Genomic DNA, 25,987 nt, shown 5'->3' on the forward strand with positions numbered 1-25,987 from the left:
AGGACTGCTTCTAATTTGCCACTTACTCGCATGCGCTAATGATTCGCATTGGAGGAAGAAATCCCACCCTCCCTGTTTAACGCCGATGCTGTTCGGGCTTTCGCCTTCCACACCTCTTCGGGAACCATAACAATGACACTGCACAAACCCACCTTCGTCAGAGCCGCTCTGTTCTCCGCCATGGCCAGCTCCTGCGCCACGGTCTGGGCCGCCGACGGCCTCGTCGTGTACAACGCCCAACATGAGGGTCTGACCAAGGCCTGGGTCGAGGGCTTTACTAAGGAGACGGGCGTCAAGGTCACACTGCGCAATGGCGATGACACCGAAATGGCCAATCAAATCGTGCAGGAGGACAAGGCCTCGCCAGCGGACGTGTTTCTGACCGAGAACTCGCCATCCATGGTGCTGGTCGACGGCGCCGGGTTGTTCGCGCCGATTGCCCCGACGACTCTGTCGCAAGTCGCCGCGCCATATCGTCCCGCCCACGGCAACTGGGTGGGCATCGCTGCGCGGTCCACCGTGTTCGTCTACAACAAGGACAAACTCAGCCAGGACAAGCTGCCCAAGTCGATTCTCGATCTGGCTGACCCAAGCTGGAAAGGTCGTTGGGCCGCCTCGCCCGCCGGTGCAGACTTCCAGGCCATCGTCGGCGGCATGCTGGCGCTCAAGGGTGAAGCGGCAACGCTGGAGTGGCTCAAAGGCATGAAGGCCAACTTCACCGCCTTCCGTGGTAACAGCGCCGTGCTCAAGGCGGTCAACGCCGGGCAGGTCGAAAGCGGCGTGATTTTCCACTACTACAGCTTCGTCGATCAGGCCAAGACCGGCGAAAACAGCAAGAATACTTCGCTGCACTACTTCAAACACAAGGACCCGGGCGCCTTAGTGAGCATTTCCGGTGGCGGCGTACTGGCGTCGAGCAAGCATCAGGAACAGGCTCAGGCGTTCATCAAATGGATCACCGGCAAGCAAGGCCAGGCGGTACTCAAGGACGGCAAGTCGTTTGAATACGCGGTCGGCCAGGGCGCCGAGTCCAACCCGAAACTGACACCGCTGGCCGAGCTCGATGCGCCTGCCGTGGACGCTTCGAAACTGGACAGCAAAAAGGTCGTGGACCTGATGACTCAGGCCGGGCTGCTGTAACCGTGCAATCCGAGTCTTTTTCCAGATCCGCCCACACCGCCGCCGGGGCCGCTGCAGCGTCTGCGCAGGTTTCACGCAGGCGCAGGCACGGTCGGCAGTTGGCGCTGTGGATCACCGGCAGCGCGCTGGTGATTTCGCTGCTGGCTCTGCTGCCCCTGGGCTTCGTTATCTTCATCGCTATTCAGAGTGGCTGGGACAGCATCGTGCAGTTGGTGTTTCGGCCAAGAGTCGCGGAGTTGTTGCTCAACACGCTGATGCTGGTGCTGATCACTCTGCCGCTGTGCATCGCACTGTCTCTGGCGCTGGCGTGGCTCACCGAGCGCAGCAACTTGCCGGGGCGGCGGATGTGGTCGTTACTGGCCACCGCACCAATTGCGGTACCGGCGTTCGTTCACAGCTACGCCTGGGTCAGCCTGGTACCGTCGCTGCACGGGCTGCCTGCGGCGGTGCTGGTGTCAGTGCTGGCGTATTTCCCTTTTCTCTACCTGCCCATCGCCGCGACCATGCGCAGGCTGGACCCGGCCATCGAGGACGTCGGCCAGTCGCTCGGGCTCAAACCGTGGGCAGTGTTTTTGCGCATTGTTATGCCACAGCTACGCCTAGCGATGTGCGGCGGCGCGCTGTTGATCGGCCTGCATCTGCTGGCCGAATACGGGCTGTTCGCGATGATTCGCTTCGACACATTCACCACGGCGATCTTCGACCAGTTTCAGTCATCTTTTAATGGCCCGGCAGCGAACATGTTGGCCGGGGTTCTAGCGATGCTGTGCCTGGCGCTGCTGACCGTCGAATCCGCCGCCCGCGGCAAGGCGCGTTACGCACGCGTCGGTTCGGGGAGCGCACGCCAGCCACAGATTTGGCGGTTGTCATCGACGGCCACCCTGCTCTGTCTGCTGCTGCCGCTGGGTATTTCCCTGTTGGCGCTGGGTGTACCGTTCATCACTCTGGCCCGTTGGCTGATAGCTGGAGGCAGTGAAGTGTGGCAGCAGGAAGGCTTGCTCGATGCAATTCAGCAAACCCTGGTGCTGGCCTCGGTCGGCGCGGTGTTGATCACGGCGGCGGCATTTCCCATTGCCTGGTTGTCGATCCGCTCGCCGGGACGCTTCAACCGGTTGCTGGAAAGCTGCAATTACATCACCAGCTCCTTGCCTGGCATCGTGGTCGCGTTGGCCTTGGTGACCGTCACGATCAAGCTGGCGCGGCCGATCTATCAGACCGCGATCACCGTGTTGCTGGCCTATCTGCTGATGTTCCTGCCCCGGGCGCTGGTCAGCCTGCGCGCGGGAATCGCTCAGGCGCCGGTAGAGCTGGAGAACATCGCCCGCAGCCTCGGTCGCTCGCCTGCTCAGGCGCTCTGGCTGATCACCTTGCGTCTGGCCGCACCCAGTGCGGCGGCTGGCGCTGCGTTGGTGTTTCTGGCGATCACCAACGAACTGACCGCCACCTTGCTGCTCGCTCCCAGCGGCACCCGCACTCTTGCGACCGGGTTCTGGGCCATGACCAGCGAAATCGACTACGCCGCCGCAGCGCCTTATGCACTGATCATGGTGCTGCTGTCGCTGCCTCTGACCGCCCTTCTCTATCACCAATCCAGACGCACGGCAGGCCGATGAACGCTCTTGAATTGCACGCCCTCAAAAAATACTTCGGTCACCTCACTGCGCTGGACGACGTTAGCCTGTCGATCCCGGTGGGCAGCCGGACCGCCATCGTCGGCCCTTCCGGCTCCGGCAAGACCACGCTCCTGCGAATGATCGCCGGCTTCGAGTTTCCCGACAGCGGTCGTATTGTGATGCACGGCAACCCGCTGGTGGATGAGACCCGCGAGGTCGCCGCACACCAGCGCAACATCGGCTACGTTCCCCAGGACGGGGCGCTGTTCCCGCACCTGTCAGTGGCGGCGAACATCGGTTTTGGCCTGGCGGGGGATCGCGCAGCGAAACACCGGCGCATCGGCGAGCTGATGGAGATGGTTGCCCTCGATGCGTCCATGAGTGAGCGCTGGCCACACGAGTTGTCCGGCGGCCAGCAGCAACGCGTGGCGCTGGCCCGGGCGCTGGCACAGAACCCCGGCATCATGTTGCTGGACGAACCCTTCTCGGCGCTGGATACCGGTTTGCGCAGCAGTATGCGCAAGGCTGTGAGCAAGCTGTTGTCAGATGCCGGGATCACCACGATTCTGGTGACCCACGATCAGGCAGAAGCCCTGTCATTCGCCGATCAGCTGGCGGTGATGCGCCAAGGCAAACTGGTTCAGGCTGGCTCGCCGATGGACGTGTACCGCCACCCGGTGGATGAAGAAACCGCTGTGTTCCTGGGTGAGGCCATCGTCTTGCCTGCCTGGATCGAAGGCGATTCCGCCATTTGCGAATTGGGAGTCGTGCCGGTGATCAGACCCCGCCGACAAGGCGCGGCGCAGATCCTGTTGCGACCCGAGCAATTGACCGTCACCCGCCACGAGACTCACGAGGACCCGGCGCACAACAGTATCGGCCTGGTCACCGATATCGATTTTGCCGGTGGCTCCTGCATCCTTACGCTGGAGATGGCAGCCAGGGTTTCCGCCAACGGCGAACATATCGCCCATCGCACCCTCAACGTGCGCAATCCCGGCATCAACGTCCCCGCGCTTGGCAGCAGCGTCAGGCTGTCCACCGCAGGCGAGGCCCATGTCCTCTGATGTCGGCTACTGCACCGTTGCCGGGCGCATGACCAGCATCACCGCCGCACACACCGCCATCAGCACGCACGTGGCGATGAACACGATGGGCATGCCGAAATGGCCACCGAGATAGCCGCCGGTCAACGGCCCCAGTACCTGACCGACGTACTGGCTGGAGGTCGAATAACCGAGCATGCGCCCGGCGACGATGTCGGGCACCGAATGCCGAATGATCGCCGCGATGCACGGCAGCAACCCGCCCAATGCGATGCCCATCAGGAACCGCAGCACCACCAGTTGCCACTCATTGGTGACGAAGGCCTGTGGAATCAGCAGCACGGCTGCCGCAATGAGACAGCCCACCACCACTTTCCAATGACCGACTCGATCCGCCAACTTGCCGATTCGCGAGGCTGACAACACGCTGGCCAGGGCCGTGGCCGACATCACCAGACCCGCCATGAACGTCACGTTGCTGGTGCCCAGCTGTATCAGGTAAACGGTGATGATCGGTTCGATGGACATGATCGAAAACATCACCAGGCACGCCACCACGAACATGGTAATGACCGGTTTCTTGTCGGGAATCACATCCCACGGACGCACCGCGACAGGTTTCGGCGCGCCAGCCGCGCGTTTCGGGCGCGGCGCTTCCTTCATCAGAAACAGCGTCGCGAGAAAGGTCAGGAAAATCACGCCACCGGCCAGAAAGAAGGTGTTGCGAATGCCGATCAACGGCGGCAACAGCCCGCCAATCAACGGCCCGGTGAGATTGCCTGCCATGATCCCCGACGACAGCATGCCCAGCGCCCAGCCGGCGCGTTCCTTCGGGGTTTGCGTTGCTACCAGAATCGTCGCCCCCGAGGCATATCCACCCAGCAAACCGGCCAGCAAACGAAGGCCGACCAATTGGTAGATATTCTCTGCGAGGCCGATCAACGACATCGCAATCGCCATGCCCAGGCTGGCGCGAATCAGCATCAGTTTGCGTCCGTAACGATCCCCCAGCCGCCCCCACAACGGCGCAGTGAACGCCGCCGACAGAAACGTTGCGCCGAACGCCACGCCGGACCATTGCACGATGGCGGCAGGATCGCTCACACCCAGGTGCTCCACGTACAGCGGCAGAAACGGCAGCAGCAAGGTCATGGCGATGATGGTGGTGAATGCGCCGAGCACACAGACCGCGAGGTTACGTTTCCAGTGTTCTTCGACGGCGGGCTGTTCAAGGGTGGCGGGGTGCGGCTGGGCGCTCATGTCGGCTCCTCTTGGTTCGGAATCCGCTTACGTTAGATGCCCTCGCCCCATAAATAAAATTCATGTTTTTTATGCAGTGGATTCCTTGCTGGAATAACGGCTGATCATCGTGAGCGCTTCCAGGCATTGGCGGCTCAGTTATCACCGCCTACACTCGCGCACAGGTGAACGCACGGGATTGAAAAACGATGGATAAGCTGTTGGCGTTGAAGATGTTCGTGGCAACGGTCGACGCCAAAGGCTTCTCCGCCGCGGCGCGGCAACTGGATGTCGCCACGTCCAGCGTGACGCGCATGATCGATTCGCTGGAAGCTGAACTCGGCACCGTGCTGTTCAACCGCTCTACCCGCCAAGTCACGGTGTCCGATGCTGGCGCTGCCTACTATTCCCGAGCCCGCAAGATTCTCGAAGATGTCGCCGACGCCGACGCCACGGTGATGGACAGCGACGATGAGCCCTCAGGACCACTGCGCATTTCGGTGCCCACCGCGTTTGGCCGCCGTATCATCGCGCCAAAACTGGGCATGCTGATGAGCCGTTATCCGCGGCTGGAACTGGACATCACCCTGACCGACAGCATCGTCGATCTGTTCAGCGAACGGGTCGACCTGTCGATTCGTCTTGGAGCCGCCGCGCCCATGGACGGCGTGGTCTGCCGCCCGGTGGGCTTGTTTCGCCGGCGGGTGGTGGCCAGCCCTGCCTACCTTGCACAGCACGGCGAACCACACACGCCTGTCGATCTGTCCAGCCACGACTGCCTGCGCTTCAACTTCGGCAACCCGCAACAGGCCTGGACCTTTCTCTCTATCGACGGTGAAATTCGCGTGCCGGTCAACGGCCGCTTGAAGAGCAACAACGCCGAGGTCCTGCGCGAGATGGCCCGCGCCGGCGGCGGCATCGCCTTGCTTCCGGACTGGCTGATTGATGAGGACATCGCCGACGGTCACCTGATCGAACTGTTCGAACACAGCCCGGCGTACCCGGACAACGCCAAGAGCGAAATCTCGGCGCTGTACCTGCCCAACCACCGGGGTTCGAAGCGGGTGAAGGCGTTTATCGGGTTCATGCATGAGATCCTGGCGATCTGATCAGTCTTGCAGTCAGCGCAACACGCTTTTGCGTGCGTGACTGATTCTCCCGATCTTGTGGCAGCCCTACTGTGACGTCCTTTGCACACGCCCAGAGGACTGCGCCATGAACGATTCGTCGCCGCAACACTTGTCTCTTTCATCCGGCAAGGCGCTGATCGTCGGCGGGTCGCTGGGAGGCTTGTTCGCTGCGACTGCCCTGCGCGCGATCGGTTGGCAGGTCGATGTGTTCGAACGCTCTCCTGCCGTGCTCGACAGTCGAGGCGGCGGCATTGTCCTGCAGCCGCCAGTGATCGAGGCGTTCGATTTCGCCGGCATCAAGCTCACCCAGGCGCTGGGTGTGCGTTCAAGACAGCGGGTGTTTCTGGACGCTGCGGGCCGCATTCGCCACAGCGAGCCGATGCCGCAGACGCAAACTTCATGGAACACGCTGTATCGGACCTTGATCTCAGCAATCCCGAACGAGCACTACCACCGCGGCGCGACGTTGATCGACATCCGGCAGGATGCCGACGCAGTCACGGCGATCTTCGAGGACGGCAGCCACGCCCGCGGGGATCTGTTGATCGGCGCAGACGGCGCCAACTCAACCGTTCGCCGGTTATTGCTGCCTGAACTGGAACCGGCGTACTCCGGGTATCTGGTCTGGCGAGGGTTGGTGGATGAGCGGGAGCTGCCCAACGAAGCCAGGGCGTGCCTCTACGAAAACTTCGTGTTCCAGCAAAGTCCGGACTCGCTGATGCTCACGTACATGGTGCCCGGCGTCGACGGGTCCACTCGTGTCGGCGAGCGTCGCTACAATTGGCTCTGGTACCTCAAGGCGGCCACAGGGCCCGAGCTCGATGCTGCCCTGACCGATCAGTTCGGCCGGCGCCGGGCTCACTCGATACCGCCTGGATCCATGGCACCGGACCAGGAGGCGGTATTCCGCACGCTGGCGAAGGGTCGAATCAATCCGGGTTTTCTTGAGCTGATCTGTCGCACTGACGAGATTTTCGTGCAGTCGATCATGGACCTGAAAGTGCCGCAGATGGTGTTTGATCGTGCCTTGCTCACGGGGGACGCAGCCTTCATTCCAAGACCGCACACGGCAGGCAGCACCGCCAAGGCTGCGACCAACGCCTTGACCCTGGCCCGCGCGTTACGGGGGCAGACTGACATCCATCAGGCTCTGGACCGGTGGCAGCGTGACCAGGTGCCCGACGGCGTACGAATGGTCGACTGGGGCGTTTCCATGGGCAATCAAATCATGGGGATCAAAAAAGCTGGCAAGGCCTGACGTGCCGCAACTCCCGACTATCAAAAACACCAGTCTGCCTCGCAAATGCGGGGCTTTTTTTGTCCGCGAGCAAGCGCCGGTCGTTGCGCAAAACGCGACTCAGCGTTGCGCCGCCGACCGATTCTCCCAATCAACGACAACCCCTAACGTGGAGCCCATCAACCCACACTTTCAGCACCACGAGGCAAACACCATGAAACTCTTCACTCCGATCAAACTCGGCAACCTGACCCTCGACCATCGCGTAGCCATGGCCCCCCTCACCCGCTCCCGCGCGGGGCAGCCGGGCAACGTGCCGACGCCGATGAACGTCGAGTACTACCGTCAGCGCGCCAGTGCGGCGTTGATCGTCACCGAGGCGACGCAGATTTCCCGGCAAGGTCAGGGCTATGCCTGGACGCCGGGCATTCACAGTGCCGAACAGATCGCAGGCTGGAAAACAGTCAGTGAGGCGGTGCATGGCGAAGGCGGCACGATCTTTCTGCAGCTCTGGCATGTGGGCCGGGTTTCTCATCCGGTGTTTCAGCCCGAAGGGGCTCTGCCTGTGGCGCCGAGCGCACTGCCGGTTCCGGGCAAGACGTTCATCATCGATGAGCAAGGCAATGGTGTGTGGGGCGATGTCCCGGTGCCGCAAGCACTGACTGTCGAAGGTATCAACGCCATCATCGAAGACTACCGCGTCGCGGCACGTAACGCGTTGCTGGCGGGGATGGATGGCGTGGAAATCCATGCGGGCAACGGTTATCTGCTGGATCAGTTCATCAACTCGGCGAGCAACCAGCGCGACGATGCATACGGCGGCTCGCTGGAGAAACGCGCCCGGCTGGTTCTGGAAGTCACGCGTGCAGTGGCCGAGGAAGTCGGCGCGGATCGGGTGGCGGTGCGTCTGACGCCGATGGGTCGGTTCATGGGGATGGGCGATGAGACGCCTGAAGAAACCTTCAGCTACATCGTTCGCCAGCTCGATGCAATGAACCTGGCCTATCTGCACTTGGTGGAACCCGCCATGGTCGGCACCGTGCGCGACGAACAGTTCGACCCGCGCTGGGACGCGATCATCGAGCGCCTGCGTGGCGACTTCAAAGGCGTATTGATGCTCGCGGGCGGTTATGACCAACAGAGCGCCGAGCAGGCCCTGCAAGAGGGCCGCGCCGACGTCATCGCGTTTGGTCGGCCATTCATCGCCAACCCCGACCTGCCCGCGCGCTTTCTTGGCAATCATCGGCTGAATGCCGCCGACGCCAGCAGCTTTTTTGGTGGGAATGAGCGGGGTTACATCGACTACCCGGCGTTGGGGAGTGCTGCCAAGGCCTGGGTTTGACGCGAGCCGGCTACACAACTGCAGCGGCACGGCTTGTCAGCGCTGGTGACATCAATCACTTCAACGTCGGCAAGCCGTGCTGCTTCAGGGCGTCACTGAGGTCGACTGGCGGTTATTTGCCATCCAGTGCGTGCTGCGCAGCCTGTTCGATCAGCGCCGCGACTTCCTGGGGATGCGACTCATACACTGCATGGCTCGCGCCGTCGATTTCGATGGTGTGAGCGTTGGCGCGTTTGGCGTACATGCGCTCCAGATCGGGGTTGATGATCCGGTCGGATTTGGCGACCGCGTACCAGCTTGGCTTGGTCTTCCACGCGGCGACGGTGGCCGGGGTGGTGAACACCGATGCCGAAGTCAGGGACTGGGCGTTGGCCTCGAACTCGGCCTGGGCCTTGGGCAGGTCGGCGGCGAAATCCGCAGGGTAGAACGCAGGGTCAAGGTAGAGGAAGCCGTCGTCGGTCTTCTTCACGGCCTTGGTGGCGTTGGGGTACAGCTTGCCGTTGGCGGCTTCGGTTTCGCCGACATCCAGCGCGTGAGCCGCGATGTAGACCAGCCCGGCGACGTGGGAATCCTCACCGGCGTTGGAGATCACCGCGCCGCCATAGCTGTGCCCTACCAGAATGGTCGGGCCGTCCTGCATGGCCAGAATGCGTTTGACCGCCGTGACATCGTCGTTGAACGAGGTCAGCGGATGCGCAGCGACCGAGACGTGGTAGCCGTCCTTGACCAGAATGTCGTAGACCGGCTTCCAGCCCGCTCCATTCACGAAGGCGCCGTGGACCAGCACGATGTTGTGCACCGGCGCAGTGGGTGCGGCGTTGGCGGTGCCGGCGGCGAGAGCGAGGGCGGCAATGGCGAACAGGGAACGCAGGTTGCAAGTTTTCATGAGGTTTGAGTCTCGAACGGGGAAAATACAAAACACAGAGTGTTCATCGAATGATGCAAGCAAGACGCTCCCTGTTCGGATTTATTCCACGCCATCAAAACATTCGCGCAAATCGTCTTTAGGTGACTTCATAACTCACCCGAATTACCGACAAAACAAACAACACTCTTTTACCCGAAACGCGTTAATACAACGGGCGCGTGGTGTATCACGACTGATGATGTCGCCTATCGACAGACAATATTTCTTGCGCCGCAACCGCGGTACTTAGAATCAGCCCATCAGCAAGCCACCCGCCCTGCCGCTTGCGCCGCCAGATGAGTTGGAGTTCGTCATGAAATACGCACTGTTTGCCGCCCTGTCGATGTTCAGCCTTTTCGCGTCTGCCAACGATAACCTCGGCAGCGCATCGGCTTCCGCCCCCCAGAACGACCCATACGACTACACCCAGGATCTGGACATTGCCAAGGTGGTGCGGATCAGCAATGCCAGCAGCGGAGCCAGTGAATGCGGGCCGATCAAGGCGCAGATGGAGTATGTCGACAGCAAGGGTGTCAGCCACAAGCTGGAATACACACGGCTGGGTGACGAGTGTGAAAAGGGCTGAATATTTACAGTTCCCGGCAACAATCCATTACGCGAAACGGAACAATTAATCCCCTGTTAATCAATTCAGTTAATGCTCATCACTTTTGATGATGGCGCGTATCGACAGCGACCATTTTTTAAAATTTGTCCTCGCTCTTAGAATCAAATCCAAGAGCAAACCTCACGACTATTTAAACTTCTGCGGAGTGACATCATGAAATACGCCCTGTTTGCAGCCCTTTCCATTTTCAGCGCATTTGCGTCAGCCAACAGCGACGTCAGCGAATCAGCGCCCGCTGCTGTCGAGTACAACTACTCGCAACACCTGGACATCGCCAAAGTAGTGAGCATGACCACCGCCAGCAACGTCGCCACCGAGTGCGGTCCGGTTGAAGCACACATGGTTTACGTCGACAGCAAAGGCGTGACCCACAATATGGAATACACCCGCCTCGGTGATGGTTGCCAGAATGGTTGAGACTCGGCGCAGGGTACTGCGCGCAGGAACCGACCCTCATTGAAAAACCGCTGCCATCCAAGCAGCGGTTTTTTTATGGGCGTCTTATCGAACCCGGGTGCTCATCCGCCTGCCCCACCATCAACATCAGTGCGTCGCGCTTGGCGAGCAGGTGTTGTCGCAGGATTGCGCTCAGACGTTTGCCGTCGCGAGCTTCCAGCGCCTGAATCATTTCCTCATGGTCGTGCACGGCCCGATCCCATTTCGGCGTCTGCAGATTCGAGCGAAACCGCAGCGCCTGAATGCGCCAGTTCAAGGCCATGTAGGTCTGCCGCAGCGCCGAGTTGCGTGCCGCCAGATTGATCAAATCGTGAATCGCCCGGTTACGCTGGTAATAACCCGGCAGGTCGTTCTGGTTCTTGCAGACGATCATCGCGTAATGCAGCGCCTTGATCTCGTCCAGCTCATCGACCGTGATGCGCTCACAGGCCAATTCCCCGGCGAAGGCTTCCAGACCGCTCATCAGCTCGAACGCCTCGCGAATCTCCAGTTCCGACATACGGGCGACGCTGGCACCACGATTTGGCGAGATTTCGATCAAGCCTTCAGCCGCCAGCACCTTCAAGGCTTCCCGTAACGGCGTGCGAGAAATCCCCAGGGTTTCGCACAATTCGCGCTCGTTGAGCTTGGTGCCGGCGCCCAGCGTTCCTTCGATGATGAAACTGCGCAGGTGCTCTACCACGGTGTCATGCAGGCGCTGACGTGCCAGCTTGGGTAACTGTTTCACGCCTTCCGTGGACATCGAGAAATCTGAATCTTGCATACAAAGTCCTCACAGTGATGCACGGATACTAAGACAAAATTTCCACCTGTGCGGCGAAAAAAGGCGTCCATCGCGCATTTTCGTTATCGATTTGACGGAAGCAAAACCGCTGCTAATGTATTTTGCATTCAAAATACAAAAACAGAGGCGAACCACCATGAAGCTCGATTTCCACCCTGCCGGCCGTCACTTCCTGCAAATCCCTGGGCCAAGCCCGGTACCGGATCGCATCCTGCGCGCCATGAGTTACCCCACCATCGACCATCGCGGCCCGGAGTTCGCCGAGTTAGGGCTGAAGGTACTAGCCGGCATCAAGCAGATTTTCAAAACCACACAACCGGTGATCATTTACCCCGCTTCCGGCACCGGTGCCTGGGAAGCCGCGCTGTGCAACACACTGAGTGCAGGCGACAAAGTGCTGATGTTTGAAACTGGCCACTTCGCCACGTTGTGGAAGAAGATGGCGGAAAGCCTGGGTATCGAGCCCGAGTTTCTGGGCCTGCCGGGTATCGAAGGCTGGCGCTATGGTGTGGATGCCAGCAAGATCGAAGAGCGCCTGCGTAACGACCCGGGCCACAGCATCAAGGCCGTGTGCGTCGTGCATAACGAAACCAGCACCGGCGTGACTTCCGACATCGCTTCGGTGCGCAAGGCCATCGACGCGGCAGGCCATCCCGCGCTGTTGCTGGTGGACACCATTTCCGGGCTCGCCTCAGCCGATTATCGCCATGACGAATGGGGTGTGGACGTCACCGTTTCCGGCTCACAGAAAGGATTGATGTTACCCCCCGGCATCAGCTTCAACGCGGTCTCCCCCAAAGCCGTCGCTGCCAGCAAAAACGCGCGCTTGCCCCGTAGTTTCTGGGCCTGGGACGAGATCATCGAGATGAACAAGACCGGCTATTGGCCGTACACCCCCAACACCAACCTGCTGTATGGCCTGTCCGAAGCACTGGACATGATTCTGGCCGAAGGGCTGGACAATGTATTTGCCCGTCACCACCGTCTGGCGCAGGCCTGCCGCACGGCCGTGAACGCCTGGGGTCTGCCGATCCAGTGCGCGGACCCTGCGGTTTACAGCCCGGTACTGACCGGCGTGATGACTCCGGATGGCATCGACGCCGACCAGGTGCGCAAGGTGATTTACGAGCGCTTCGACATGTCTCTGGGCACGGGCCTGGGCAAGATGAAAGGCCGCATGTTCCGCATCGGTCATTTGGGCGACTGCAACGACCTCACCCTGATGGCGACCCTGGCGGGCTGCGAAATGGGCCTGCAAATGGCCGGGGTGAAACTCAATGGCAGCGGCGTCGCGGCAGCCATGGATTTCATTGGCTCGCAGAAGGTGCCCTTCCAGCGATGAAGATCAAAAGGCTTTCAAGCGGCGTCCTGCTTGCCGCTTGAAGCCTGCAACCCGTAACTGCTCCTGTCCTATCCCGACTCATGCGCCTTCGCGCGCAAACAATAAGAAACTGGAGATAGCGTCATGAAACTGTTCCGCCTACGCCCCACGAGCATGGTGCTACTCATGCTCTGCGTCATGTATTTCATTACCTACCTGGACCGCGTCAACGTTAGTACCGCCGCGTCCGGTTTCGGCACCGAATTCGGTCTGTCCAACACGCAGATCGGGCTGGTGTTCTCGGCCTTCGCTTATCCGTATCTGGTGTTTCAGATCATCGGTGGCTGGATCAGCGACAAATACGGTGCGCGCCGGACGCTGATCGTCTGCGGCGCCTTGTGGGGCCTCGCGACGGTGCTCACCGGTTTCGCTGGCGGCCTGTTCTCCCTGCTCGCTGCGCGTCTGCTGCTGGGCCTGGGCGAAGGGGCAACCTTCCCCGCCGCCACCGCCGCCATGTCGCGCTGGGTCCCGAAGGAAAAACGCGGTTTCGCCCAGGGCGTCACTCACTCCGCCGCCCGGATCGGTAACGCCGTCGCCCCTGCAGCGGTGGTGGCGATCATGGCCACGTATAGCTGGCGTGCAGCGTTCTTCGTTTGCGGGGCAATCAGTCTGGTATGGGTGGTGATGTGGGCATTCGTTTTCACCGAGCATCCCAAGGATCATCCGAGCATTACCCAAGCCGAACTGGCACTGTTGCCACCGCCCAAACCCAAGCCGCCTAAAGTGCCATGGAAACCTTTGTTCAAGCGCATGTTCCCGGTGACCATCGTCTATTTCTGCTACGGCTGGACCCTGTGGCTGTTCCTGTCGTGGATCCCGCAATACTTCCTGCACAGCTACAACATGGACCTGAAGAAGTCGGCGATTTTCGCGTCGGCGGTATTCTTGGCCGGCGTGGTTGGCGACACCCTGGGCGGTCTGGTCACCGACCGGCTGCTGATCAAGACCAAGTGCCTGAAACGCTCACGCAGCTGGATGGTTGCGATCTGCATGTTTCTGACGCTGCTGTGCGTGATTCCGGTCATGTTCAGCCACAACGTCTACCTCTCGATGGCGTGCCTGGCGGGCGGCTTCTTTTTCGCGGAAATGACCATCGGCCCGATGTGGGCAATCCCTATGGACATTGCTCCGGAATACAGCGGGACAGCCTCGGGAATCATGAACACCGGCTCGGCGGCCGCAGCGATTCTGTCGCCGGTGGTCTCAGGCTACGTGATCGACCGTTTCGGCAGTTGGGAGTTGCCCTTTGTCGGCAGTGTGGTGCTGATGGCAATCGGCGTGATACTGGCCCTGCGCATGAAGCCTGAAGATAAATTCAGCGTTCCTGAAGCACCCGCCGCCGGGGCGCTGCAGGTCTCGGAGCAGGCGCCCGCTTCCGCAGTGGTGAGCAAATGAGGTTAGAGTAGCTGTGCTGGCTCCACGGTCCGACGCCGGTCTGCACCGTGGAGCGCTTTCCATTCAACTGTCTGAAGGAAGTCCCGCGTGAATCAACCGTCTCACCCAGCGAACATTGCCCAATTGATCGTCGACGCCATGCACGACGGTCAGAAACTCACCGAGATTCGTCCGGAGCACGTCCCTGCCGATGCTGCCGCTGCCTATGCCCTGCAGCGTGAAATCCTGCGCCTGCGCGACACGACTGTCGGCGGCTGGAAAGTCGGTTCCAAATCCACCAGTGGCGGACCGATCAATGGCGCACTGTTGCCCGAAGACGGCCTGTTTGCCAGTGGCAGCCAGGTTGAATGCGTCGACTACCCGTCGCCGATTCTGGAACTGGAAATCGCCTTCCGCCTGAACCGGGAGTTCACCCCTCGCGAACAACCCTACTCCGACGAAGAAGTGCTGAGCAGCATCGGTTCGATGGGCACGACGATTGAAGTGGTTTCCAGCCGTTTTGCGGCCTGGCCGAAGATCGAGCCACTGTTGGCGTTGGGGGATCTGTTGAACCATGGCGCGTTGATCATCGGCGATTTCGTGCCGTACGACGCCAGTTTCCCATTCGTTGAGCCAGCGCTGACGTTCACCTACGCAGGAGAAGACATCGTGCCCGGCGACGGCGCAAATCCGGCCGGTGACCCACGTCGGCTGTTGCCTTGGCTGGTCAACCACCACACCCGGAATGGATTGAGCGTGACGCCGGATCTGGTGATCACCACCGGTTCCTACACCGGGATGTATCAGACCAAGGGGCCGGGGCTGGCCGTGGGTGAGATTCGTGGGCTACCGCCGATTTCGGTGGAGCTGATCTGATCGCATCCCGTGGGAGGGAGCTTGCTCGCGAATGCTTAGGATCAGTCACTGCCGAGTCGACTGAAACGACGTCTTCGCGAGCAAGCTCCCTCCCACAGGGCTCTGACCTGCCAACAGTACTGCGCTGAGCTCTTGGCTTGGCAACCCACCAGCCTCAACCCTGCTGCCAATACCCTGGCCGGTTGTACACCTCCTTCAGAAACGCAATAAAGAACCGCACCTTCGCCGGCAGATAATGCTGCTGCGGATACACGCCCTGAATGTCGTAACTGGGCAGCGCGAACTCGTCGAGCACGGTCACCAGCGCGCCGCTCTCGACCTCGTTCTGAATCTCCCAGGTCGAGCGCCAGCACAAGCCCAGACCGCGCTTGGCCCAGTCATACAGCAACTCGCCGTCATTGCAATACAGATTACCCGCCACCTTGATCGCCACCTGTTTGCCGTCACGCAAGAACGTCCAGCCGCGGTGCTGACCGCCTTGCAGGTTGAACGACAGACAGTTGTGCTGAGGCAACTCTTCCAGCGTCTGCGGAAAACCATGTTCGGCGAAATACTGCGGTGAGCCACACACCACGCGTTTGTTGGCGTACAGCCTGATCGCCACGTAATTGGGGTCGAGCACCTCGCCGATGCGGATACTCATGTCATACCCCTCACGCACCAGATCCACCACGTTGTCGGTGAGGTTGAACGACAGCTGCAAATCCGGGAATCGTGCCTGAAATTCCGGCGCATGGGGCGCCACATGCTGACGTCCGAAACCGGCGGGCGCCGATACCACCAGGTGCCCGCGCACGCTGCTTTCGTTCTCGCTGATGCTGGCGTCCAGCTCCTCGAATGACTGCAATACCAGCTTGGCGTTTTCCAGATACGAATCACCGGCGTCGGTCAGGGTCAGGCCGCGTGTCGAGCGGTGAATCAGCTTCACCCCCAGTCGATCCTCCAGTGCGCTCAAGCGTCGTCCCATGATCACTGGCGTCACGCCTTCCACCAATGCCGCCGCGGCAAAACTGCCGTGGGTGGCGACCAGCACGTAGCTGCGCACTTCTGTGTAACGATCCATTCGATACTCCTGATACCGACAGAACTGCCAAAAGCAGCCATTCACAAAAACTTCAATTCAAATCAGGCTGGTTACGTAGAAAAACAATAAAGCTACGTACAAAAACTATCGAGTTGAGGAGACTAACAAATGACCATCATGAGAGCCATCGAAGCCGCCGTTCTGGTGATGCGTCGCGAAGGGGTGGATACCGCGTTCGGTATCCCTGGCGCTGCCATCAACCCGCTGTACGCCGCATTCAAGAAACTCGGCGGCATCGATCACGTGCTGGCCCGCCACGTCGAAGGCGCCTCGCACATGGCCGAGGGTTACACCCGCGCCATCGCCGGCAACATCGGTGTGTGCATCGGTACGTCCGGCCCTGCCGGTACCGACATGATCACCGGCCTCTACTCCGCTTCCGCCGACTCGATCCCGATCCTCTGCATCACCGGTCAGGCGCCACGTGCCCGTATGCACAAGGAAGACTTCCAGGCGGTCGACATCGCCAGCATCGCGGCGCCGGTCGCCAAATGGGCCACCACCGTCATGGAACCGGGCCAGGTGCCGTACGTGTTCCAGAAAGCCTTCCAGCTGATGCGCAGCGGCCGTCCGGGCCCGGTGCTGATCGACCTGCCGTTCGACGTGCAGATGGCCGAAATCGAATTCGACATCGACGCCTACGAACCACTGCCAGTCATCAAGCCGCAGGCCAGCCGCAATCAGGTCGAAAAAGCCCTGGCGATGCTCAACGCCTCCGAGCGTCCATTGATCGTCGCCGGTGGCGGCATCATCAACGCCGATGCGTCAGACGCACTGGTCGAATTCGCCGAGCTCACAGGCATTCCTGTGATCCCTACCCTGATGGGCTGGGGCACGATTCCTGATGATCACCCGCAAATGGCCGGTATGGTCGGTCTGCAGACCTCCCATCGTTACGGCAACGCCACCATGCTTGAGTCAGACATGGTGCTGGGCATCGGCAACCGCTGGGCCAACCGCCACACCGGGACCGTTTCGGTGTACAGCGAAGGCCGCAAGTTCATCCACGTCGACATCGAGCCGACCCAGATCGGCCGCGTGCTGACGCCGGACCTGGGCATCGTTTCCGATGCAGGCGCCGCCTTGGCGATGTTCCTCGAAGTCGCCCGTGAGTGGCACACCGCTGGCAAGCTCAAGGACCGCAGCACTTGGCTCGCCAGCTGTCAGGAACGCAAGCGCACGATGCAGCGCAAGACCCACTACGAGAACATTCCGGTCAAACCGCAACGTGTCTATGAGGAGATGAACCAGTACTTCGGCAAGGACACCTGCTACATCAGCACCATCGGCCTGTCGCAGATCGCTGGCGCGCAGTTCCTGCACGTCTACAAGCCGCGTCACTGGATCAACTGTGGTCAGGCGGGCCCGTTGGGCTGGACCATCCCGGCTGCGCTGGGCGTGGCGAAGGCCGACCCGAGCCGCAAGGTCGTCGCGTTGTCCGGCGATTACGACTTCCAGTTCATGATCGAAGAGCTGGCCGTGGGCGCGCAGTTCAAGCTGCCGTACATCCACGTCGTGGTGAACAACTCCTACCTGGGCCTGATCCGTCAGGCGCAGCGCAACTTCGACATCGATTACTGCGTGCAACTGGCGTTCGACAACATCAACGCCCCTGAGCTGGAGGGTTATGGCGTCGACCATATCGCGGTCGCCGAAGGGCTGGGCTGCAAGGCGATCCGGGTTACCGATCCGGCGCACATTCAGGCCGCCTTCGCCGAAGCCACGAGCATGATGCAACAGTACAGCGTGCCGGTGGTTGTCGAGATCATCCTGGAGCGCGTGACCAACATCGCCATGGGCACCGAGATCAACGCGATCAACGAATTCGAGTCGCTGGCCGAGCACCGCGACGACGCCCCGACTGCCATCAGCCTGCTGGACTGATCAGCGCCGATTAACAAGAGCGAGAACAAGGAGCCAACCATGCCACGTTTATGCGCCAACCTGTCGATGCTCTTCACCGAGCTGGACTTTCTGAAACGCTTCGAAGCGGCCGCCAATGCGGGCTTCAGCGGTGTCGAATACCTGTTTCCGTACGACTTCAGCTCGGCCCAGATCAAGGCCGAACTGGACGCCCACGGCCTGACCCAAGTGCTGTTCAACCTGCCCGCTGGCGACTGGGCCAAGGGTGAGCGCGGGATTGCCTGCCACCCGGACCGGGTTGAAGAGTTCTACGCCGGCGTCGATCTGGCCATTGCCTACGCCAAAGTGCTGGGCAATACCCAGGTCAACTGCCTGGCCGGGATCAAGCCGCAGGGTTTCGATGATGCGCTGATCGAAAAGACCTTCGTCGACAACCTCAAGTACGCCGCCGACAAGCTGCAGGCTCAGGGTATCGATCTGGTCATGGAGATGATCAACACCCTCGACATCCCGGGCTTTTACCTCAACACCACCGCTCAGGCGCTGGAGATTCGCGAGAAAGTCGGCAGCCGCAATCTGTCGCTGCAGTACGACATCTACCACATGCAGATCATGGAGGGCGACCTGGCCCGGACCATGGAAAAGAACCTGCCGGTGATTCGTCACGTACAGCTGGCGGACAACCCCGGGCGGCACGAACCGGGCACTGGCGAAATCAATTACGGGTTCCTGTTCGGACATCTCGACAAGCTGGGTTATCGCGGCTGGATCGGCTGCGAGTACAAGCCGCTGACCACCACCGAAGCGGGCCTCGGCTGGCTGAAAACCCATAATTTGATTTAGGCCTGCCGCGGCTGCAAGCCCCGGCTCCAAGCCACAAGAATTGACAACCAGATGATCGCGATACGACGTGAGGCTTGCAGCTCGAAGCTTGCAGCTGTAACCGCCTTGAGTCTGCGGTCCTGCACAAAAATGAGAGGTTACTATGGCTAACATCGGTTTCATCGGCACCGGCATCATGGGCCTGCCAATGGCGGAAAACCTGCAGAAAGCAGGTCACCAACTGTTCCTGTCCAGGCATTTCGTGGCGCCTCCTGCCTCGCTGGTCGAGGGTGGCGCGACAGTATTGGGCAACCCGCGTGAAGTGGCGCAGGAAGCCGAGTTCATCATCGTCATGCTGCCGGACACCCCGCAGGTCAACGACGTGCTGTTTGGCGAGAACGGCCTGAGCGAAGGCACCGGCGCAGGCAAGGTCGTCATCGACATGAGTTCGATCTCCCCTTCCGCCACCAAAGCGTTCGCCGAGAAGATCAACGCCACTGGCGCGCAATACCTCGATGCACCCGTGTCGGGCGGTGAAGTCGGCGCCAAGGCAGCGACCCTGAGCATCATGGTCGGCGGCAATCAGGGCACCTTCGACCGCGCCCTGCCACTGTTCCAGACCATGGGCAAGAACATCACCCTGGTCGGCGGGAACGGTGACGGCCAGACCGCCAAAGTCGCCAACCAGATCATCGTCGCCCTGAACATCCAGGCCGTGGCAGAAGCGCTGCTGTTCGCCTCGAAGAATGGTGCAGATCCGGCCAAGGTCCGTGAGGCGCTGATGGGGGGCTTCGCGTCGTCGAAGATCCTCGAAGTGCACGGTGAACGCATGATCAAGGGCACGTTCAATCCGGGCTTCCGCATCGCCCTGCACCAGAAGGACCTGAACCTGGCACTGGAAGGCGCTCGCGAACTCGGCCTGAACCTGCCGAACACTGCCAATGCGCAACAAGTGTTCAGCACCTGCGCGTCACTGGGTGGCAGCGGCTGGGATCACTCCGGCCTGATCAAAGGCCTGGAACACATGTCGAACTTCTCGATTCGTGGCGATCACAAGCCGGACTGATTCAGTTCGCCAGAGACTGAAAAGCCAGGCCTCCTTCACGGGGGCCTGGCTTTTTTTCAGCCGGTGTTAAGCGATCAGAACACGTTGATCGGGTAATCGGCGATCAGGCGCAGTTCGTTGTTATCGCCTTCAGCCTGGTCAGCATTGGCCCGATGGAAAGACTGACGCATGCGCAGCGACAGGTCCTTCACAGGACCGGACTGAACAACATATTTGGCTTCGATATCGGTTTCATGGTGTTTGCCATCGTCACCATAGCCGTAATTGACATAGGTGCTGTTGGATGGCATATGCGAGCCGTCAATATCGTCACCGGTGATATAACGGGCCATGAAACTAAGGCCGGGTACGCCGTAACTCGCCATGTTCAAGTCATAACGCGCTTGCCACGACTTCTCGCCCGGACCGTTGAAGTCGGAATATTGAACGGAGTTGGCAAGGAAGATCGAGTCAGCGGTATCGCCAGGGCCGTTAATCCCGAAAGCCACATAGTCGAAGGGGGTATCGCCGTGAACTTTCTGGTAGGCCAGAGTGACCGTGTGCGCCGTGAGGAAAGAATACGCGGCTGCCAGAGACCAGGTGGTGTTGCTGATATCCCCTGCCTTGGCTGATCCGGCGTCATTGGTGCGATAGATATTGAAGTCGAAGTTCACCGACTGATCACCCGTCACCGGCAGGGTGTAGTTGATGTTGCCGTAGTACTGATCCCAGACATCCTTGAGATTGGAACCATAAAGGCTCGCGGTCAGGTTGTCGGTGAATGCATATTTGCCACCCGCGTAATCGATGCTGGTGGCAGTCACCCCGGCATAGGAAGCATAGATATCGTGATCGTGGTTGGTGGTCACCGGGCCGTTGCCGCCGGTGAAATGACCGCCGTCCAGCTCAAGCCCGGCGATATCGCTGCTCAACAGATTGAAGCCGGTTGCTGTCTGCGGAAACAGGCGCGAGCCACCGGCCGCAAACACCGGAGCGGCTGGCTGCAGATCGCCGTAGCGCAATTCGGTCTTGGAGATCCGCATCTTGATCGCACCGCCTGCGGTGCCGTACTCGTCTTCTGGCTCGCCATGACGATCCACTGGCAGGTTGCCGGTGCCCGCCGTGCCCGCGCCGCCGTCGAGCTTGATGCCCCAGTAACCGTAGGCATCGACACCGAAACCGACGGTGCCCTGAGTGAAGCCGGAGCTGAAGTTACCCAGCACGCCCTGGGTCCAGTCCTTGCGGTCGCCGCCGCCATTCTTGCCATCACGGTTGAAGTAGTAGTTCTTCAGGTGAACGGTGAGACTGCTGTCTTCGACAAACCCTTTGGATTCCGATTGATCACTGACAACCCCTGCCGTCGCCAGTTGACTCACGCCCAGCGAAACCGCCAGCGTCACGAGGTTCCATTTCACAAACGTCATTATTATCCCCTGTCTCGATTAAGGCCCAACGTTCCGCAAACCCCGAGATACGGGGCTTCCTCCTGAGTTCAGGCGAAGTTTGAAACGGTGGAATTCGCGCTATGGCAGATGGGCTAAAAAACATCAACACCGTTATTGAAATCACGGCAAAACGACAGGCTTTCAGCCCATTTCCTTATTGTGTTTCCTGAAGCGCATGGCACTTCATTATTGTCGGGTGTGCTCCCCGGACCGGAAAACTTTTAGCATTTTTCCGACCAGCGACTCACAAACCAGTCATGATAGTCACTATCGATCTTTGTAATAGTTGAAATCTCCAAAGCGGTGTTACCGTGGTCGGCGATGAAGAACACGAATCAACTGCCTGGTGAATCCGCAGCATCAGGCAATCGAATCTTGCTCCACTTCATCATTCCTTTGGTAAGACTTTTTAGCCACCCCACGTCAGTGCGGTGGCTTTTTTTATTAAATAATTTTTAATGCAAGTTTCACTGTCCGGTTAATTCAGGATAGACAGGTCGGTATCACGCTTACTTGCCGCTTAATGAATGGCAGAATCAGGCAAGCCCCAACCACACGCCCTCCCGCAAGCCGTGAGCCTTGATTAAAGCGCGAGCGTGTTCACAAACCTGACAATCCGCGCACAGGCCTCGGCGAGCTTTTCTTCCCCAAGGGTAAATGACAGCCGCACGAACCCTTGGGCCGGTTCGCCAAATGCGGCCGCATCGAGCACCGAAACCCCGGCCTCACGAAACAGCCGCCAGGCAAAATCCAGCGAACTCAAGCCGGTGCCCCGCACGTCTACCAGCACAAACATGCCGGCGTCCGGCCTGAGCACTTTGATGCCCGGACACTCATTGAGTCCGGCGACGACCAGATCACGGCGGCGCCGGTAGGTGTCGCGCATGCCCAGAGTCACTTTGTCGTGCTCCAGAACCGCTGCCAGTGCGCCTTCCATTACAAAGCCCGGCAAGCCATACAACATGCTCAACGCCAGGTTTTCTGCGTGGGCAATCAACTCCGTGTCCGCGACCAGCCAGCCGATTCGCCAGCCGGTCATGGCGTGGGACTTGGACAGGCTGCCAATCACCACGCAGCGCTTCTCCATGCCCGGGAAACTGGCCAGGCTCTGGTGTTGACGTTCGTAACACAGGCTTTCGTAGACTTCGTCCACCACCACCCACAAATCGTGCTTGATCGCTAGATCAGCGATGACCTGCAGCTCGTCGCGGTCCAGCACCACGCCGGTGGGATTGTTGGGGTTAGAGAGGAAGATCGCACGGGTTCGGTCGGTGATTGCACGCTTGAGATTGTCAGCGTTCAAGCGAAAACCGGAATTTGCGTCACAGGTTGCTCTGACCAGGGTCGCTGCGGACGCCTTGAGCGTTGCTTCATAAGTGACGTACATCGGATCAAGTACGACGACCTCGTCCCCCGCCTGCAACAAACACATCGACGCCACGAACAGCGCGTTCTGCGCCCCCGCCACTGCAATCACGTTTTGCGGCTTGATCGGCCGACCGATCGTTGCCGTGTAACGCGCGGCAATCGCCTGACGCAGCTTCGGCCGACCGGGAATGTCGGCGTAGTGGGTATCCCCAGCGCGCAGCGCGCTGACGGCAGCATCGGTGATGAATTCCGGTGTCGCGAAATCAGGATCGCCGATGCTGAGAATGATCACATCCTGCCCATCGCGCTGGGCGTCGAACGCCGCATGATGAATGTCCCACGCGGCCACGCCATGACCGGCGATCCGCTGAACGAAGGGAGAAAAACGCATGCCAGACCCTCTCTCTTGAGTAAACGACCACAGTATCGAACGCATCCGCGCAAATACCTTGAAAATCCTTCGCAACCTACCGAATAAGTTTTCCGGCTGGGGTGTTCTTTACTCAACACTCTCAGGGATCCTTCATGAACAGCACGCATTCAGGCCTCGCCAATGCCTCGTCTCAACGCTACGACGGTCTGACACGGACCTTTCACTGGCTGACCGCAGCGCTGGTGATTTTCATGTTCGCCAGCGCTCACATCTGGGAAAACCTGGCCAAAGGCACGCCTCTGCGCAAAGGGCTGCAGTCGGTACATATCTCCTTGGGCATCGCGCTGGCCGTGCTGATCGCTGCGCGCATCGCCTGGCGCCTGTTCGGTGGTAATCGCCCGAAAACGGACACCCATCCAGCCGTCAACCTCGCCGCCAAGGTCGGCCACGGCTGCCTGTACCTGTTGCTGCTGGCGCAAGTGGTGCTGGGTTTCCTGTTTCGTTGGGCCCAGGGTGAACCTTTCAACTTTTTCGGCCTTTTCCCCATTCCGGCACCCTTTGTCATCGACCACGACCTGCGCGGCACATTCGGCAACCTGCACGACAATGTGGCCTGGGCGATCATTCTTTTGGCCGGTCTGCACGCCGGCGCGGCGCTGTGGCACCACTACATCCTCGGTGACAGTACCCTGCGTCGCATGTTGCCCGCGCGCCGGGGCGAGCTTCGCGGCTGAACCCGGTAGATCAAGCGTTTATCAATGGCTGCTGTACTTATCTGATCCGATCGTTACGGAGCATCACAACAATGAATACCCGCCACGAATCCGCTGTCGGTTACCGCACCACCCTGTTCTTCGGGACCTGCATGGCGTTGGCGCTGATGGCCGGTCAGGCCCGAGCGTCGGGTGACGAATCGGCGCCGCCCAAACCCGATTGTCCGAAAGGCCAGGTCTGGGACAGCAAGGCGCGCAAATGCACGATGCAGACCAGCAAGGCGACGTCCGACGCGGATCGCGCCGATTACGCCTACCGTTTGGCGAAGGACGGCCGCTATGAAGAGGCTCTTTCCTTGCTGGACACACTGAAAAATCCGAACACCGCCAAGGCGCTGAACTATCGTGGGTATGCGACACGCAAGTTGGGCCGAACAGACGAAGGTATCGGGTATTACCTGAAATCCGTGGCGCTGGACCCCGACTATGCGCAAGTGCGCGAATACCTGGGTGAGGCGTACGTCATCAAGGGGCGGCTGGATCTGGCCCAGGAGCAACTGGTGAAGATCAAGTCCCTGTGCAGCACCACCTGTGAAGAGTACGAAGATCTGGCCGAGGCGATTGCCGCTGCGTCCCAGACCTGAGTCAGAGATCGACAGGCGAAAATCGGGAGGCAGTCATAGCCAGCGACGCTGAATTTCGTAGCGAACTGGGCCAGTTGTTGCCACGCCTGTGGCGCTACGGTTTAGTGCTGTCCCGGCAAAAGCATCTGGCCGACGATCTGGTGCAGGCGACCTGCGTTCGTGCCCTTGAACGCGCCGAGCAGTTCACGGCCGGTACCCGGCTGGACCGCTGGTTGCTGTCGATCATGCATTCGATCTGGCTCAATGAAGTGCGCTCGCAACGGGTACGACAGGGCCAGGGTTTCGTCGATGCCGAACAGGAGCTGTCGTTCGATGGCGAAACCGAGGCTCAGGATCAGGTACTGGCCGCGCAAGTGATCAAGCGCGTCAATGCGCTGCCGGAAGCCCAGCGTGAGACGGTATTTCTGACCTACGTTGAAGGGCTTTCGTATAAAGAGGCTGCCGAAATCCTGCATATTCCGGTCGGTACGGTAATGAGCCGGCTGGCCGCCGCACGCTTGAAACTGGCTGAAACCGCTCCACAACGCGCCATGTCGGATAAATCGACAGGAGAACGGCGATGACCCGCAGCAACACGCACTCCCCACCTTCAGACGAATTGCTGGTGGCTTACCTGGACGATGAACTGGACCGCGAACAGCGTCAGCACATCGATCACCTGCTGCGTACCGAGGCGCCGGTGGCCGCGCGCCTGGACCAGCTCAAGTGCGGGGAGTTGCCGTTCAGACAAGCCTTCGATTCAGTCCTCGACGAAGCACCCACCGAGCGCCTGCAGGCGATGCTCAACGGCTTGCCGCCCACTGCGATCCAGCACCGGGCGACCATGAGCCGCCGAGGTTTCCTGGCGACCGCCGCGAGCTTCATCGTGGCGGGCATTGCCGCTGACCGGCTGTTCGTGAACTGGCAGAACGTCGAGTCCGACGATGGCTGGCGGGCCTCGGTTGCCGAATACATGGTGCTGTACACCCCGCAAACCCTGGATCATCTGTCCTCGGATGTGAATTCCCACATCGCGCAACTGGACTCGGTGGGCAAACAACTCGGGCTGCCGCTTTCGCTTGCTGCCGTGACCCTGCCCGGCGCGGAGTTTCGGCGTGCGCAGATCCTCGACTACGAGGGCGTGCTGATCGGCCAGCTGACCTATCTGGATCCGCGCCACGGCCCGTTGGCGCTGTGCATCACCGCCGAAAAAAACGGCAGCGCGAAGCTCGCCAGCGAAGAGCGCATGGGCCTGAATGTCGTTTATTGGTCCAGCCCCGGCCACGCGTTCATGCTGATCGGCAAGAACCCCTTCGAGGACCTGCAGATCATGGCTCGCAGCGCTCAAAAAGGCTTGCCCGCGTGAGCGACGGCGTCACTTATTAATGGAGTCCAAAGACACTTTCTGGTCTAGTAGCGCTCGAATTTGTCGAAATCGACACAGATCGGTTTCTTCCATGAACGTTGCTGCAAAAAGCTGCCGCAAAACCAGAGGTGC

Annotated in this window: 23 protein-coding genes and 1 pseudogene; 18 read left to right on the forward strand and 6 right to left on the reverse strand. The window is 60.2% G+C overall.

Annotated features, from left to right (window positions below):
* The first annotated feature begins 132 nt into the window (after positions 1-132).
* The 3 genes from BWR59_RS23650 (at position 133) to BWR59_RS23660 (ending at position 3,820) form a co-directional block, all read left to right on the forward strand.
* Positions 133-1,140 carry an iron ABC transporter substrate-binding protein gene (locus tag BWR59_RS23650; protein ID WP_081568067.1) on the forward strand — a complete coding sequence of 336 codons (1,008 nt, stop codon included), beginning with the start codon at positions 133-135 and terminating at the stop codon, positions 1,138-1,140.
* Between the two features lie 104 nt (positions 1,141-1,244).
* Complete coding sequence (locus BWR59_RS23655; RefSeq protein WP_178111247.1) at positions 1,245-2,753, forward strand: iron ABC transporter permease; 1,509 nt, start codon at positions 1,245-1,247, stop codon at positions 2,751-2,753.
* Positions 2,750-3,820: an ABC transporter ATP-binding protein gene (locus BWR59_RS23660; RefSeq protein ID WP_081568069.1), complete on the forward strand. Its 1,071-nt coding sequence runs from the start codon at positions 2,750-2,752 to the stop codon at positions 3,818-3,820. Before BWR59_RS23655 ends, BWR59_RS23660 begins: the two co-directional genes overlap by 4 nt.
* Before the next feature lie 6 nt (positions 3,821-3,826).
* Here BWR59_RS23660 and BWR59_RS23665 read toward each other — a convergent pair whose 3' ends face one another.
* Complete coding sequence (locus BWR59_RS23665) at positions 3,827-5,059, reverse strand: MFS transporter (RefSeq protein ID WP_081568070.1); 1,233 nt, start codon at positions 5,057-5,059, stop codon at positions 3,827-3,829.
* Between the two features lie 188 nt (positions 5,060-5,247).
* On the opposite strand from BWR59_RS23665, the gene BWR59_RS23670 reads away from it, so the two are divergent.
* From BWR59_RS23670 to BWR59_RS23680, 3 genes are all read left to right on the forward strand, one after another.
* Positions 5,248-6,147, forward strand: coding sequence for a LysR family transcriptional regulator (locus BWR59_RS23670; RefSeq protein ID WP_081568071.1), 900 nt, complete (start codon positions 5,248-5,250; stop codon positions 6,145-6,147).
* A gap of 106 nt (positions 6,148-6,253) precedes the next feature.
* Entirely contained in the window at positions 6,254-7,426 is a 1,173-nt protein-coding gene (locus tag BWR59_RS23675; protein ID WP_081568072.1) for an FAD binding domain-containing protein, read from the forward strand.
* A gap of 193 nt (positions 7,427-7,619) precedes the next feature.
* Positions 7,620-8,747 carry an alkene reductase gene (locus BWR59_RS23680; RefSeq protein ID WP_081568073.1) on the forward strand — a complete coding sequence of 376 codons (1,128 nt, stop codon included), beginning with the start codon at positions 7,620-7,622 and terminating at the stop codon, positions 8,745-8,747.
* A 112-nt stretch (positions 8,748-8,859) separates the two neighbouring features.
* Here BWR59_RS23680 and BWR59_RS23685 read toward each other — a convergent pair whose 3' ends face one another.
* Complete coding sequence (locus BWR59_RS23685; protein WP_081568074.1) at positions 8,860-9,633, reverse strand: alpha/beta hydrolase; 774 nt, start codon at positions 9,631-9,633, stop codon at positions 8,860-8,862.
* Between the two features lie 334 nt (positions 9,634-9,967).
* Here BWR59_RS23685 and BWR59_RS23690 point away from each other — a divergent pair, with 334 nt between their 5' ends.
* The gene (locus tag BWR59_RS23690) at positions 9,968-10,240 is read left to right on the forward strand and encodes a DUF2790 domain-containing protein (protein ID WP_081568075.1); all 273 of its coding nucleotides are present in this window, start codon (positions 9,968-9,970) and stop codon (positions 10,238-10,240) included.
* A 195-nt stretch (positions 10,241-10,435) separates the two neighbouring features.
* Positions 10,436-10,699 (forward strand): DUF2790 domain-containing protein, encoded by a 264-nt coding sequence (locus tag BWR59_RS23695; RefSeq protein ID WP_081568076.1) that lies wholly within the window; start codon positions 10,436-10,438, stop codon positions 10,697-10,699.
* Between the two features lie 73 nt (positions 10,700-10,772).
* Here the strand turns inward: BWR59_RS23695 and BWR59_RS23700 are convergent, their stop codons facing one another.
* Positions 10,773-11,501, reverse strand: coding sequence for a GntR family transcriptional regulator (locus BWR59_RS23700; protein WP_081568077.1), 729 nt, complete (start codon positions 11,499-11,501; stop codon positions 10,773-10,775).
* Between the two features lie 157 nt (positions 11,502-11,658).
* Between BWR59_RS23700 and BWR59_RS23705 the strand changes: the two genes are divergently transcribed.
* From BWR59_RS23705 to BWR59_RS23715, 3 genes are all read left to right on the forward strand, one after another.
* Positions 11,659-12,864, forward strand: a complete 1,206-nt coding sequence (locus BWR59_RS23705; RefSeq protein ID WP_081568078.1) for an aminotransferase class V-fold PLP-dependent enzyme — start codon at positions 11,659-11,661, stop codon at positions 12,862-12,864.
* 123 nt (positions 12,865-12,987) lie between these two features.
* Positions 12,988-14,298, forward strand: coding sequence for an MFS transporter (locus BWR59_RS23710; protein ID WP_081568079.1), 1,311 nt, complete (start codon positions 12,988-12,990; stop codon positions 14,296-14,298).
* An 87-nt stretch (positions 14,299-14,385) separates the two neighbouring features.
* On the forward strand, positions 14,386-15,153 hold the full coding sequence (locus BWR59_RS23715; protein WP_081568080.1) for a 2-keto-4-pentenoate hydratase: 768 nt from the start codon (positions 14,386-14,388) through the stop codon (positions 15,151-15,153).
* A gap of 154 nt (positions 15,154-15,307) precedes the next feature.
* Here BWR59_RS23715 and BWR59_RS23720 read toward each other — a convergent pair whose 3' ends face one another.
* Complete coding sequence (locus BWR59_RS23720) at positions 15,308-16,216, reverse strand: LysR family transcriptional regulator (RefSeq protein ID WP_081568081.1); 909 nt, start codon at positions 16,214-16,216, stop codon at positions 15,308-15,310.
* Between the two features lie 129 nt (positions 16,217-16,345).
* Here BWR59_RS23720 and gcl point away from each other — a divergent pair, with 129 nt between their 5' ends.
* From gcl to BWR59_RS23735, 3 genes are all read left to right on the forward strand, one after another.
* Complete coding sequence (gene gcl, locus BWR59_RS23725; RefSeq protein ID WP_081568082.1) at positions 16,346-18,121, forward strand: glyoxylate carboligase; 1,776 nt, start codon at positions 16,346-16,348, stop codon at positions 18,119-18,121.
* A 39-nt stretch (positions 18,122-18,160) separates the two neighbouring features.
* Positions 18,161-18,943 (forward strand): hydroxypyruvate isomerase, encoded by a 783-nt coding sequence (gene hyi / locus BWR59_RS23730; protein ID WP_081568083.1) that lies wholly within the window; start codon positions 18,161-18,163, stop codon positions 18,941-18,943.
* A gap of 142 nt (positions 18,944-19,085) precedes the next feature.
* Positions 19,086-19,988, forward strand: a complete 903-nt coding sequence (locus BWR59_RS23735; RefSeq protein WP_081568084.1) for a 2-hydroxy-3-oxopropionate reductase — start codon at positions 19,086-19,088, stop codon at positions 19,986-19,988.
* Between the two features lie 74 nt (positions 19,989-20,062).
* Here BWR59_RS23735 and BWR59_RS23740 read toward each other — a convergent pair whose 3' ends face one another.
* Both BWR59_RS23740 and BWR59_RS23745 read right to left on the reverse strand, forming a co-directional pair.
* Entirely contained in the window at positions 20,063-21,391 is a 1,329-nt protein-coding gene (locus BWR59_RS23740; RefSeq protein WP_081568085.1) for an OprD family porin, read from the reverse strand.
* 625 nt (positions 21,392-22,016) lie between these two features.
* A pseudogene (locus BWR59_RS23745) lies at positions 22,017-23,171 on the reverse strand (aminotransferase class I/II-fold pyridoxal phosphate-dependent enzyme); the annotation flags it as partial.
* A 134-nt stretch (positions 23,172-23,305) separates the two neighbouring features.
* On the opposite strand from BWR59_RS23745, the gene BWR59_RS23750 reads away from it, so the two are divergent.
* The 4 genes from BWR59_RS23750 (at position 23,306) to BWR59_RS23765 (ending at position 25,855) form a co-directional block, all read left to right on the forward strand.
* On the forward strand, positions 23,306-23,887 hold the full coding sequence (locus BWR59_RS23750) for a cytochrome b (RefSeq protein WP_081568087.1): 582 nt from the start codon (positions 23,306-23,308) through the stop codon (positions 23,885-23,887).
* A 71-nt stretch (positions 23,888-23,958) separates the two neighbouring features.
* On the forward strand, positions 23,959-24,510 hold the full coding sequence (locus BWR59_RS23755; RefSeq protein WP_081568088.1) for a tetratricopeptide repeat protein: 552 nt from the start codon (positions 23,959-23,961) through the stop codon (positions 24,508-24,510).
* Between the two features lie 65 nt (positions 24,511-24,575).
* Positions 24,576-25,073: an RNA polymerase sigma factor gene (locus BWR59_RS23760; protein ID WP_081568089.1), complete on the forward strand. Its 498-nt coding sequence runs from the start codon at positions 24,576-24,578 to the stop codon at positions 25,071-25,073.
* On the forward strand, positions 25,070-25,855 hold the full coding sequence (locus tag BWR59_RS23765) for a transcriptional regulator (protein WP_081568090.1): 786 nt from the start codon (positions 25,070-25,072) through the stop codon (positions 25,853-25,855). The genes BWR59_RS23760 and BWR59_RS23765 overlap by 4 nt, the downstream gene beginning before the upstream one ends.
* The last annotated feature ends 132 nt before the right edge of the window (positions 25,856-25,987 follow it).

It is taken from the genome of Pseudomonas sp. Bc-h (genome assembly GCF_002080045.1).
Lineage (GTDB): Bacteria > Pseudomonadota > Gammaproteobacteria > Pseudomonadales > Pseudomonadaceae > Aquipseudomonas.

Bases quoted from the DNA above. Each gene is read 5' to 3' on its own strand.
- BWR59_RS23650 (WP_081568067.1), top strand. From the start codon at position 133: ATGACACTGCACAAACCCACCTTCGTCAGAGCCGCTCTGTTCTCCGCC.
- BWR59_RS23660 (WP_081568069.1), top strand. From the start codon at position 2,750: ATGAACGCTCTTGAATTGCACGCCCTCAAAAAATACTTCGGTCACCTC.
- BWR59_RS23665 (WP_081568070.1), bottom strand. From the start codon at position 5,059: ATGAGCGCCCAGCCGCACCCCGCCACCCTTGAACAGCCCGCCGTCGAA.
- BWR59_RS23670 (WP_081568071.1), top strand. From the start codon at position 5,248: ATGGATAAGCTGTTGGCGTTGAAGATGTTCGTGGCAACGGTCGACGCC.
- BWR59_RS23675 (WP_081568072.1), top strand. From the start codon at position 6,254: ATGAACGATTCGTCGCCGCAACACTTGTCTCTTTCATCCGGCAAGGCG.
- BWR59_RS23680 (WP_081568073.1), top strand. From the start codon at position 7,620: ATGAAACTCTTCACTCCGATCAAACTCGGCAACCTGACCCTCGACCAT.
- BWR59_RS23685 (WP_081568074.1), bottom strand. From the start codon at position 9,633: ATGAAAACTTGCAACCTGCGTTCCCTGTTCGCCATTGCCGCCCTCGCT.
- BWR59_RS23690 (WP_081568075.1), top strand. From the start codon at position 9,968: ATGAAATACGCACTGTTTGCCGCCCTGTCGATGTTCAGCCTTTTCGCG.
- BWR59_RS23695 (WP_081568076.1), top strand. From the start codon at position 10,436: ATGAAATACGCCCTGTTTGCAGCCCTTTCCATTTTCAGCGCATTTGCG.
- BWR59_RS23700 (WP_081568077.1), bottom strand. From the start codon at position 11,501: ATGCAAGATTCAGATTTCTCGATGTCCACGGAAGGCGTGAAACAGTTA.
- BWR59_RS23705 (WP_081568078.1), top strand. From the start codon at position 11,659: ATGAAGCTCGATTTCCACCCTGCCGGCCGTCACTTCCTGCAAATCCCT.
- BWR59_RS23710 (WP_081568079.1), top strand. From the start codon at position 12,988: ATGAAACTGTTCCGCCTACGCCCCACGAGCATGGTGCTACTCATGCTC.
- BWR59_RS23720 (WP_081568081.1), bottom strand. From the start codon at position 16,216: ATGGATCGTTACACAGAAGTGCGCAGCTACGTGCTGGTCGCCACCCAC.
- gcl (WP_081568082.1), top strand. From the start codon at position 16,346: ATGACCATCATGAGAGCCATCGAAGCCGCCGTTCTGGTGATGCGTCGC.
- hyi (WP_081568083.1), top strand. From the start codon at position 18,161: ATGCCACGTTTATGCGCCAACCTGTCGATGCTCTTCACCGAGCTGGAC.
- BWR59_RS23735 (WP_081568084.1), top strand. From the start codon at position 19,086: ATGGCTAACATCGGTTTCATCGGCACCGGCATCATGGGCCTGCCAATG.
- BWR59_RS23740 (WP_081568085.1), bottom strand. From the start codon at position 21,391: ATGACGTTTGTGAAATGGAACCTCGTGACGCTGGCGGTTTCGCTGGGC.
- BWR59_RS23750 (WP_081568087.1), top strand. From the start codon at position 23,306: ATGAACAGCACGCATTCAGGCCTCGCCAATGCCTCGTCTCAACGCTAC.
- BWR59_RS23755 (WP_081568088.1), top strand. From the start codon at position 23,959: ATGAATACCCGCCACGAATCCGCTGTCGGTTACCGCACCACCCTGTTC.
- BWR59_RS23765 (WP_081568090.1), top strand. From the start codon at position 25,070: ATGACCCGCAGCAACACGCACTCCCCACCTTCAGACGAATTGCTGGTG.